The organism is Pseudomonas sp. NPDC088429 (assembly GCF_044753305.1).
GTDB lineage: Bacteria > Pseudomonadota > Gammaproteobacteria > Pseudomonadales > Pseudomonadaceae > Aquipseudomonas > Aquipseudomonas rustica.
In genome coordinates this window covers 1-8,337 of the sequence record NZ_JBIVMX010000112.1, presented here as the reverse complement: position 1 = coordinate 8,337, position 8,337 = coordinate 1, and the positions used below count along the sequence as shown (strand labels likewise).

Sequence of the window (8,337 nt, the reverse complement as noted above, 5' to 3'; positions counted from 1 at the left end):
AAACACCAGTGGTCTTGGTGTTGCTCGGTATAGCAGGGTAAACAGCGGCGAACGCTTTGGCAGTCGCAACGCCAGCAGCGACAAAAGTCATTGCCGCCATCAAACGCTTCAGTTTCATGCCTTACTCCTAGCAGATAGGGTGTGTTAAGTCGGGGCCAAGTATCAGCAGGCCGTGTGAACACTCTATGGCTGAAATATGACAATTGGATGAAAGGCCAGCATGTCGCGACAGATCGTTCCCACGCTCTGCGTGGGAACGCCGCCATGGACGCTCTGCGTCCGCATTTGAGAGGTGACGCGGAGCGTCACGGGATGCATTCCCACGCGGAGCGTGGGAACGATCAGGCGGCAGGGAAAATCAGCGCCCCTTCTTCCAGAGCCACGCCCCCACCAGCATCCCCATCGCGCACAGCACCGCCACATAATAAGCAGGCCCCATCGCGCTTTCCTTCAGCAGCAAACTCACCACCATCGGCGTCAAACCGCCAAAGATCGCGTAAGCCACGTTGTACGAGAACGACAAGCCGCTGAAGCGCACCACCGGCGGAAACGCTTTCACCATTACATACGGCACCGCACCAATGGTGCCGACCAGAAAACCAGTCAGCGCATACAGCGGGAACAGCCAGTTCGGGTGATCGGCGAGGCTGTGATAGAACGTCCACGAGCTGATCAGCAGGCCCAGGCAACCGAACACAAACACGCGGCCGGCACCAAAGCGATCCGCCAGTGCGCCGGAAATGATGCAACCGATGCTCAGGAACACGATCGCCAGACTGTTCGACTGCAGCGACTCGGTCGGGGTGAAGTGATAGACCGTTTGCAGCACGGTCGGGGTCATCAGAATGACCACGACGATGCCGGCGGAGAGCAACCAGGTCAGCAGCATCGAGATCGCAATCGCGCCGCGATGGTCGCGCAGCACCGCACGCAGCGGCACTTCTTCAGCCAAGGCCTTGCGCTGTTGCAGTTCGGCGAACACCGGGGTTTCGTGCAGCCAGCGGCGCAGGTACACCGAGAACAGGCCGAACACACCGCCGAGCAGGAACGGGATCCGCCAGGCGTAATCGGACACTTCGGCAGGCGTATAAATGCTGTTGATCGCGGTGGCGACCAGCGAGCCGAGCAGGATGCCGGCGGTCAGGCCGCTGGTGAGGGTGCCGCAGGCGTAACCCATGTGCTTTTGCGGGACGTGTTCGGAAACGAAGACCCACGCGCCCGGCACTTCCCCACCGATGGCCGCGCCCTGAATCACGCGCATCACCAGCAGCAGAATCGGCGCCCACATGCCGATCTGTGCGTATGTAGGCAGCAGACCCATGATCAGGGTCGGCACGGCCATCATGAAAATGCTCAGGGTGAACATCTTCTTGCGCCCCAGCAGGTCGCCGAAGTGCGCCATGACGATGCCGCCCAACGGCCGCGCGAGGTAGCCGGCGGCGAAGATGCCGAAGGTCTGCATCAGACGCAGCCACTCGGGCATGTCGGCGGGAAAGAACAGCTTGCCGACCACGGTGGCGAAGAAGACAAAGATGATGAAATCGTAGAATTCCAGCGCACCGCCGAGGGCGGACAGCGACAGAGTCTTGTAGTCATTGCGGGTCAACGGTCGTGCGGGTTGCTCGGGCTGCGCGAGGCTCGAAGGCGCTGTGGTCATGGCAAGGGCTTCTCTTATAGTCGGATCTGCCGCCACAACAACGCTGGCGGTGGCTTGGGCAGGTTCGGCACCATAGCAAATTGTTCGAAAAAGCACATAGAGGCGCGTATTTGACGGTCGAAATGAGAACCGGATGGTCGTCGTGGAGTCTACCGACCGATATACTCGCAACCTGCTCCGGTTTGTAGGGGGTTGCTGTGCGAAAACGTCGTTGGCCCGGCCTTTGCTCGGGATTAGCCGGTTTCGCAGAGTTTCTCCTTAGGCGCCTGATGGAAAACGTGACGAACGTAGTATGTTCGGTGCTGAATCGTTTTTCCCGAAGACGGCTACCACCAGCAATACCAACGATGAGTCACGGGTCAGAGGCACCCTCGGCATGATAGAGCTCGAACAAGAAGATCCGATCCCGCAAGGCGACCTGGCCTTGCAAATCACCGCACTCCCGCGCGAAACCAACGGCTTTGGCGATATTTTCGGCGGCTGGCTGGTGGCGCAGATGGATTTGGCCGGCACCGCGATGGCCAGCCGTGTTGCCGGTGGCCGCGTCGCTACCGTTGCCATCGACCGCATGGCGTTCCTCGTGCCCGTCGCTGTCGGCGCGCAATTGTCCTTTTATACCCAGACCCTGGAAATCGGCCGCAGCTCGATCCAGATGATGGTCGAAGTGTGGAGCGACGACCCGCTGTCCAGCGAGTGGCGTAAAGTGACCGAAGCGGTTTTCGTCTTCGTCGCCATCGACGGCAGCGGCCGCACCCGCTCGGTTCCACCGCGCGCGCGCTAAACCTCGCGGCCGTTTTACGGTCGATAGTTGTCCTTGTTACTGATTGAGAGCTGTCCGATGAACACGCCCAACGTTGAAGCCGTGAAACTGGATGAACTGAACTGCTGGCGGATTCGCCACGGTCAGGCCGAAGTGCTGGTGGCCCAGCAAGGCGCGCACATCCTCAGTTATCAGATCGATGGCCAGCCGCCGATCATCTGGCTCAACGATAAGGCGGTGTTCAAGACTGGCAAGAGCATCCGCGCCGGCGTGCCGGTGTGCTGGCCGTGGTTTGGCAAATTCGAGCGCAACCCGCAGAGCGTGCAGGCCATGTACACCGGTGAGCAACCGGCACCCGCGCACGGTCTGGTGCGGGCGATGGATTGGGAGTTAGGTGGCATCGAATCAGAGGCTGATGGCGTGAAGGTGGAGTTCAAACTGTCCTACCCCGAAGGCGGCCTGCCGGACTGGCCGCATCAGGTCGATCTGACCCTGACTCTGCACTTGTCCGAGCAACTGAGTTTCAGCCTGACCAGCCACAACCGTGGCAGTGACACCGTCAGTCTGAGCCAGGCGCTGCACACCTATTTCGCGGTCAGTGATGTGCGCAATGTGCACGTCGACGGCGTCGATGGCTTGAAGTACATCGAGACGCTGGATGACTGGAAAACCAACAGCCAGCAAGGTGACCTGCAGTTTGCCGGGGAAACCGACCGCATCTACCTCGACGCTCCACCACAACTGAGCATCGTCGACCCGACCTGGGAGCGGCGCATTGTGCTGACCGCCACCGGCTCGCGCACGGCAGTGATCTGGAACCCGTGGATCGATCGCGCGGCGGCGTTGGCGGATATGGATAACGATGGCTGGCAGCGCATGCTATGCATCGAGACGGCGAATGTGATGGATGACATCGTCACGCTCGCGCCGGGTGCGAGCCATACCATGGGCGTCAGTGTCGCCAGCAAACCGCTTTAAGATCAAAAGATCGCAGCCTTCGGCAGCTCCTGCATTGGAATGCATATCCCTGTAGGAGCTGCCGGAGGCTGCGATCTTTTGCTTTAGAGATCAGATTCCTGCACCACCCGCACTTTGTCCGCTTCCAGCGCATACGCTGCGTCAGCCAGGTCATTGCTGACCTTCTCGACTTTCAGCGTGCCGGTCACCCACAGCGGCGTGTAGATATCGTCCAGCTTCAAGCCCTTCGGATAACGCACCAGCACCAGTTGATTCGGTGGCGGTGGCGGCACGTGGATGCAGGCGCCCGGATACGGCACGAGGAAGAACAACGTGCTGCGGCCCTTGGCGTCAGACTCCAGCGGCACCGGGTAACCACCGATGCGGATGTGTTTGTCGTTCATCGACGCCACGGTTTTGGTCGAATACATCACTGCCGGCAGACCTTTGGCCTGCTTCATCCCGCCCTTCTCGGTGAAGGTGCCGGTGGCTTCCGGGGAGTTGTGGTCGATTTCAGGCATGGCCTCAAGGGCCTTTTGATCCGACTTTGGCATCAGTTCGAGCCAGTCGGTTTCCGGCAGTTCGCCGGCGTGGGCCAAACCGCTGCCCAGGAAAAGGAGAGTCAACAGAAGACGGCGCATGAAGGTGCTCGGTATAAAAAGGAAGGAACGTTGAATCGCCGAGCATTCTAGCCCTCCCTGCCGCGTTGGCAGAGAGGACTTTGTCGCTTTGGATCAGTTCTTTTTGATCAGGCCGTAGATCACCAGCAACACGACTGCACCGACCAGTGCGCCGAGGAAGCCTGCGCCCTCGCCCGCCTGATAAATGCCCAGAGCCTGGCCGCCATAAGTGGCCGCCAGCGAACCGCCGATACCGAGCAGGATGGTCATGATCCAGCCCATGCTGTCATCGCCCGGTTTCAGGAACCGAGCCAGCAGGCCGACGATCAAGCCGATAAAGATGGTTCCGATAATTCCCATGGCAATTCCCTCTCAGTAGTAGATATGCGAAGCCTAGTCAGACTTTGGCATCCTGCCATGAGAGAACGGCGGCCCCTGAATGGTTCCGCCGCAGACACATGAAACTGAATTACTCGGCGATCAGCGCTTCGACCTTGACGATCTGCGCCTGCAGCGTGGCCATGTCGGCGCAGCGCAGGTTGGCGTGACCGACCTTGCGCCCGGCCTTGAAGGCTTTGCCGTAGTGATGCAGATGACAATCTTCGATGGCGATGACCTTCTCAACCGGCGGCACAACGCCGATGAAGTTGAGCATTGCGCTCTCGCCGACTTTGGCCGTCGAACCCAACGGCAGGCCGGCAACGGCGCGCAGATGGTTTTCGAACTGGCTGCACTCGGCGCCTTCGGTGGTCCAGTGCCCGGAGTTGTGCACGCGCGGGGCGATCTCGTTGGCCTTGAGGCCACCGTCGACTTCAAAGAACTCGAACGCCATCACACCGACGTAGTCGAGCTGCTTGAGCACACGGCTCGAGTAGTCTTCGGCCAACGTCTGCAACGGGTGATCGGTGCTGGCAACGGACAGCTTGAGGATGCCGCTGTCGTGGGTGTTGTGTACCAGCGGATAGAACTTGGTTTCGCCATCACGAGCGCGCACGGCGATCAACGAAACTTCACCGGTGAACGGCACGAAGCCTTCCAGCAGGCAGGAGACGCTGCCCAGTTCGGCGAAGGTGTCGACCACGTCTTCCGGCTTGCGCAGGACTTTCTGGCCCTTGCCGTCATAACCCAGAGTGCGTGTTTTCAGCACGGCCGGCAGACCGATCGAAGCCACGGCGGAATCCAGATCGGCTTGCGATTGAATGTCGGCGAAGGCCGGGGTCGGGATGCCCAGATCCTTGAACATGCTCTTTTCGAACCAGCGATCGCGAGCGATGCGCAGGGCGTCGGCGCTCGGATAAACCGGAACGAATTGCGACAGGAATGCCACGGTTTCGGCCGGAACACTTTCGAATTCGAAGGTCACCAGATCGACTTCATCGGCGAGTTGGCGCAGATGATCCTGATCGCCGTAATCGGCCCGCAGGTGTTCGCCCAACGCCGCGGCGCAAGCGTCCGGCGCAGGGTCGAGGAAAGCGAAGTTCATGCCCAGCGGAGTGCCCGCCAGGGCCAACATGCGACCCAACTGGCCGCCACCGATTACACCGATCTTCATCTCAACAACCTCAGGCAATACGTGGGTCTGGATTGTCCAGGACGCTGTCTGTCTGCTCGGCACGGAAGGTTTTCAGTACCGCGTGGAACTGCGGATGCTTGGCGCCGAGGATGCTCGCCGAGAGCAGCGCGGCATTGATCGCGCCGGCCTTGCCGATGGCCAGAGTGGCGACCGGAATGCCCGCTGGCATCTGCACGATCGACAGCAGCGAGTCGACGCCCGAGAGCATGGCCGATTGCACCGGCACACCGAGCACCGGCAGGTGGGTCTTGGCCGCACACATGCCTGGCAAGTGGGCTGCGCCACCGGCACCGGCGATAATCACCTCGATGCCGCGGCTTTCAGCCTCTTCGGCGTACTGGAACAGCAGATCCGGGGTACGGTGGGCAGAGACCACTTTGACCTCGTACGGGATGCCGAGCTTTTCCAGCATATCGGCGGTGTGGCTAAGGGTGGACCAATCGGACTTGGAGCCCATGATCACGCCAACCAGTGCACTCATCGTCGCGCCTCTTCTCTCTGGAGCGCCCGCAGGCGCGTCATAAAACAACAAGCCACGCAGGTTGCGTGGCTTGATTGTACGAAAAATGGCCGGACGTGCCGGCCGAAGGCCGCGCAGTATACCGCAAAGAAAGCAATAAACAGCCCCTTCGACGACCATCTGTCTTAGCGGCTCTTTTTCTGTTTTTGCTGACTTTCAAGTCAGCGCGCCAGCCTCTGCAAACCGTTTCAGCTCGGCATTAACGGCGCAAGGCCGCCTGCGAATATTAAGCATTACAAACATCAATAACGCCCAACATAAAAACAACTATCCATGCTGCAATACTTGATAACAGAACATTCACTGACACATATAAAGACTGCACAAACAAACACTAACACGCTAATAATCTGACCCTGCCTTACAACGAGGCACACACCTAATTCATCCAAACATTTCCACTTCGAAAACAACTAAAATGCCAAATATATTAACAATCACATGTGCGCTGCTTGGCAGCCTGTTCATGACTACGATGACTCAAGCCACGGTCGCTATCGATGACACTCCATGGCCAGCTGAACAACACACGACGCTAGCCAGGTCGCTCGCTGCGCCGCTTGGGGGGAAAATACCGATATTCATCCACGCCTTCATCCACGACGATGTAACCCAGCCACAGTCGGAGATATTTGCCGAACATTTCCTGCCTATGGTCAAGGAACTGGAGGGCGTTACGGGACGCCGCGTATCAGTTCAATTCATACGCAATCAGCCGACTTATACTGACTTTGCGTATATGAATGAAGACGAGCTAGTCACTATGAAAAAGTGGAGGGATCGCACGCACGACTATAAAGTCGAAAAAAATCTTCCGTCCACACGAACTACAAAATTCATTCTACTGACCAAAAGCGCTCTAAATGATCGCGTCGCTGGCCTTGCCGGAACTGGGCAACAAGCGGCCATTGCATCTCTCAAGTCAGCAGTCAATGTCGGACATGAAATTGGCCACACCCTAGACGCCCTGCATGAAAATTCTGAAGTGTTCTACCGAGGCGGTTGGTGGTGTGAAAGTTACATGATCCCGAACCCGAAATTGTTGGTCGGCAACTGCCACACCTTCACCGAAGCGAATCGGGCAAGGATCAGTAACTTTTTGAGCAATGTTCCCTGAACGCATTTTTCCGCGACACGGCGGCTGCACGGACATCACGCACCGCCAGCCGCACCGCCTTCAAGCTTGCGCCACAGCAGGCGCACGTTGGCTTTGCGCACCAAGGCGCAGCGGTAAAGGCGAATCTCCAGCGGCACATGCCATTGCGGGCCGCCGCAGACCACCAGTTCGCCACGCGCCAATTCCGCGCGCACGCTGAGTTGCGGCACCCAGGCAATGCCCAACCCTTCCAGCGCCATGCTCTTCAAACTGTCCGCCATCGCGGTTTCATAAATAGTGGTAAAGCGCACTTGGCGCTGACGCAGCAAGCCATTCACCGAGCGCCCGAGAAATGCCCCGGCGCTATACGCGAGCAACGGCACACTCGCTTCCCCTTCCAGATCGAACAGCGGCTTGCCCTCGGCATCCGCCGCGCACACCGGCAGCATCTCGGTCTGGCCCAAATGCAGCGAGGGGAAAATTTCCGGGTCCATCTGCATTGCCGCATCCGGGTCGTAGAACGCCAGCATCAGATCGCAGCCACCCTCACGCAGCGCATGCACCGCGTCGCCGACGTTGGTCGCGACCAGTCGCGTGGCAATGTTCAAACCTTCATTGCGCAGTTGCGCGATCCAGCGCGGAAAGAAACCCAGTGCCAGCGAGTGAGCGGCAGCGACTTGCATCACTTCGCCCTGCCCGCCCTCCAGATGATGCAGATGGCGCAGCACTTCACCGAGCTGTTCAACCACCGTGCGCGCGGTCACCAGAAACAACTGCCCCGCCGCCGTCAGTTCGATCGGCGTGCGCGAGCGATTGACCAATGTCAGCCCCAATGCAGCTTCCAGACTGCGGATGCGCCGACTGAACGCCGGCTGCGTCACGAAGCGTCGTTCGGCCGCTTGCGAGAAGCTGCGGGTGGCGGCCAGAGCACTGAAGTCCTCGAGCCATTTGCTTTCCAGATTCATCACGTCCTCCCGGACACGCACCAAAACAGGTCACACGTCTGCCGCGCACGCGGCGTCACATGGGCATTATGCCGAATGTGCATAGGGCAGTGCTTAACAGCATTGGCCCAAATTTCCCCACAAGCCTAGCTTTCGCAGCGTTCCGGCACAGACAGGGTCCATATCGTGATGATTTCTTTCATGTCCTCC

General features: G+C 59.1%; 9 protein-coding genes and 1 pseudogene. 3 read left to right on the top strand and 7 right to left on the bottom strand.

The features are described from left to right. Together ACIP66_RS27640 and ACIP66_RS27635 are read right to left on the bottom strand one after the other, a co-directional pair. Positions 1 to 118: pseudogene (locus tag ACIP66_RS27640) on the bottom strand (phosphate-binding protein); the annotation flags it as partial. A gap of 240 nt (positions 119 to 358) precedes the next feature. After that, the gene (locus ACIP66_RS27635; RefSeq protein ID WP_053125141.1) at positions 359 to 1,657 is read right to left on the bottom strand and encodes an MFS transporter; all 1,299 of its coding nucleotides are present in this window, start codon (positions 1,655 to 1,657) and stop codon (positions 359 to 361) included. 376 nt (positions 1,658 to 2,033) lie between these two features. Here ACIP66_RS27635 and ACIP66_RS27630 point away from each other — a divergent pair, with 376 nt between their 5' ends. Together ACIP66_RS27630 and ACIP66_RS27625 are read left to right on the top strand one after the other, a co-directional pair. After that, positions 2,034 to 2,438: an acyl-CoA thioesterase gene (locus ACIP66_RS27630; RefSeq protein ID WP_003229628.1), complete on the top strand. Its 405-nt coding sequence runs from the start codon at positions 2,034 to 2,036 to the stop codon at positions 2,436 to 2,438. A gap of 57 nt (positions 2,439 to 2,495) precedes the next feature. Next, entirely contained in the window at positions 2,496 to 3,395 is a 900-nt protein-coding gene (locus ACIP66_RS27625; RefSeq protein ID WP_400652348.1) for a D-hexose-6-phosphate mutarotase, read from the top strand. A gap of 83 nt (positions 3,396 to 3,478) precedes the next feature. On the opposite strand, the gene ACIP66_RS27620 is transcribed toward ACIP66_RS27625, so the two are convergent. From ACIP66_RS27620 to purE, 4 genes are all read right to left on the bottom strand, one after another. Then, positions 3,479 to 4,015, bottom strand: coding sequence for a DUF3299 domain-containing protein (locus ACIP66_RS27620; RefSeq protein ID WP_007920225.1), 537 nt, complete (start codon positions 4,013 to 4,015; stop codon positions 3,479 to 3,481). Between the two features lie 93 nt (positions 4,016 to 4,108). Then, positions 4,109 to 4,354, bottom strand: a complete 246-nt coding sequence (locus ACIP66_RS27615) for a GlsB/YeaQ/YmgE family stress response membrane protein (protein WP_016772475.1) — start codon at positions 4,352 to 4,354, stop codon at positions 4,109 to 4,111. A 109-nt stretch (positions 4,355 to 4,463) separates the two neighbouring features. Beyond that, positions 4,464 to 5,546 carry a 5-(carboxyamino)imidazole ribonucleotide synthase gene (locus ACIP66_RS27610; protein WP_400652347.1) on the bottom strand — a complete coding sequence of 361 codons (1,083 nt, stop codon included), beginning with the start codon at positions 5,544 to 5,546 and terminating at the stop codon, positions 4,464 to 4,466. Positions 5,547 to 5,556: 10 nt separating this feature from the next. After that, entirely contained in the window at positions 5,557 to 6,048 is a 492-nt protein-coding gene (gene purE / locus ACIP66_RS27605; RefSeq protein WP_007920220.1) for a 5-(carboxyamino)imidazole ribonucleotide mutase, read from the bottom strand. Between the two features lie 505 nt (positions 6,049 to 6,553). Between purE and ACIP66_RS27600 the strand changes: the two genes are divergently transcribed. After that, the gene (locus ACIP66_RS27600; RefSeq protein ID WP_400652345.1) at positions 6,554 to 7,204 is read left to right on the top strand and encodes a hypothetical protein; all 651 of its coding nucleotides are present in this window, start codon (positions 6,554 to 6,556) and stop codon (positions 7,202 to 7,204) included. 35 nt (positions 7,205 to 7,239) lie between these two features. Here the strand turns inward: ACIP66_RS27600 and ACIP66_RS27595 are convergent, their stop codons facing one another. Beyond that, positions 7,240 to 8,148, bottom strand: a complete 909-nt coding sequence (locus ACIP66_RS27595) for a LysR substrate-binding domain-containing protein (RefSeq protein ID WP_159814478.1) — start codon at positions 8,146 to 8,148, stop codon at positions 7,240 to 7,242. Positions 8,149 to 8,337: the final 189 nt, after the last annotated feature.

What these genes read in the sequence shown, in the direction of transcription:
- ACIP66_RS27625 (WP_400652348.1), top strand. Translation starts at nt 2,496, where the DNA reads ATGAACACGCCCAACGTTGAAGCCGTGAAACTGGATGAACTGAACTGC.
- ACIP66_RS27615 (WP_016772475.1), bottom strand. Translation starts at nt 4,354, where the DNA reads ATGGGAATTATCGGAACCATCTTTATCGGCTTGATCGTCGGCCTGCTG.
- ACIP66_RS27635 (WP_053125141.1), bottom strand. Translation starts at nt 1,657, where the DNA reads ATGACCACAGCGCCTTCGAGCCTCGCGCAGCCCGAGCAACCCGCACGA.
- ACIP66_RS27595 (WP_159814478.1), bottom strand. Translation starts at nt 8,148, where the DNA reads ATGAATCTGGAAAGCAAATGGCTCGAGGACTTCAGTGCTCTGGCCGCC.
- ACIP66_RS27600 (WP_400652345.1), top strand. Translation starts at nt 6,554, where the DNA reads ATGACTACGATGACTCAAGCCACGGTCGCTATCGATGACACTCCATGG.
- purE (WP_007920220.1), bottom strand. Translation starts at nt 6,048, where the DNA reads ATGAGTGCACTGGTTGGCGTGATCATGGGCTCCAAGTCCGATTGGTCC.
- ACIP66_RS27630 (WP_003229628.1), top strand. Translation starts at nt 2,034, where the DNA reads ATGATAGAGCTCGAACAAGAAGATCCGATCCCGCAAGGCGACCTGGCC.
- ACIP66_RS27620 (WP_007920225.1), bottom strand. Translation starts at nt 4,015, where the DNA reads ATGCGCCGTCTTCTGTTGACTCTCCTTTTCCTGGGCAGCGGTTTGGCC.
- ACIP66_RS27610 (WP_400652347.1), bottom strand. Translation starts at nt 5,546, where the DNA reads ATGAAGATCGGTGTAATCGGTGGCGGCCAGTTGGGTCGCATGTTGGCC.